This is a genomic window from Marinobacter sp. V34, assembly GCF_055524115.1.
In genome coordinates this window covers 1-1178 of sequence record NZ_JBUPZY010000027.1, presented here as the reverse complement: position 1 = coordinate 1178, position 1178 = coordinate 1, and the positions used below count along the sequence as shown (strand labels likewise).

At 55.5% G+C, this 1178-nt stretch carries 1 protein-coding gene; it reads right to left on the bottom strand.

Features of this window, described 5'->3' with window-relative positions:
* Positions 1-1102, bottom strand: a 1102-nt coding sequence (locus tag AC0B60_RS20180) for a transposase (RefSeq protein WP_465087659.1), incomplete at its 3' end; no start/stop codon positions are given.
* Between the last annotated feature and the right edge of the window lie 76 nt (positions 1103-1178).

Sequence of the window (1178 nt, the reverse complement as noted above, 5' to 3'; positions counted from 1 at the left end):
TCCAGCCCGTGTCTGGTTGGTTCTGATGCCGCTTGCCGTATTTATCTTTCTGGTGGCTGAACTTGGGGTCTCGGCTGCGGAACTTGTTGTCCGGCACGTAGCCGTTAATCTGCCGTTCGTGCAGATATTGCATGTTCGCTTCGTTGGCGAAGCCGGTGTCAGCGGTGATGACGGTGCCTTGCTGATAAATGCTTTCGGCGATACCCAGTTTCTTGAATCGGGTCTCTACAGTTTCCAGTACCGGTTGCAGGGTGTGGTGTTCCTGGCCTTCGCCAAAGGCCTGGGCATCAATGATAATCTGATGTTTCTTATCCACCGTGGCCACGCCGTTGTAGCCCTGGATCGTGCCCTTGCTGGTGGTCATCTTGGCGCTTTCGTTATCGGTGAGGTTGCTCTTTACTTCCTTGTTCCGTTTCCCCCGGCCCATCCTTGGGCGGTTCGTCTTTAGGAAGCGGTTCACTTTGTTCAGGGATTCGTCCAGGGAGAGGACGGTCTTGGCTCGGCGAATGTCCCGGTCCAGTTCGGCTTCCGTTTCCGCCTCGTCCCGTTCGTGGTGTTCTTTCAGGTGATGGCGGATCAGTCGTCGCAGCTTCTTCCGTTTCTCTTCCAGCTCTTTAAAGGTGCCGGACCACTCCTTGGCGGCATTGGAGGGCATCTTGCAGCCGTCGATGGCAAAGAGTTCGTTCCCCAGTAATCCCTGTTCGTGGCACACCAGCAGAACTTGCTCGAACAGCTCTTCGATTTCATCGGCATGCCCACTGACGAATTTAGCTAGGGTGGTGAAGTGGGGAACTGTATCGCAGGACAGCGCCTTGAAGGTGATGTTGGTCTCGCAACACCACTGCATTTCGCGACTGGTCTTAATGCCCTTGGAGTAGGCGAACAAAATGATCTTCAGCAGGATGGCCGGATCGTAGGCCAGCCGACCGGTGTCTTCGTTGCGGTACTTGGGGTGAAAGATCGACAGGTCCAGCTTGTGCTCGATCAGGTAGTGCACCGCGTGTTCAAAGGTGCCGGGCTGAAGCTGGTCCTGATAGTTGATCACCACCATGGCGTTCTGGTCGGGGTTGTAGGGCTTGAAGCGGGGCTTGGCTTTGGGCATCTGACGACTCCTTGTCCGTTTGCCTGATCCTAGCAAAACCGGGGCACGATTCGGAGTTTTTCTACAGCCTCAACGC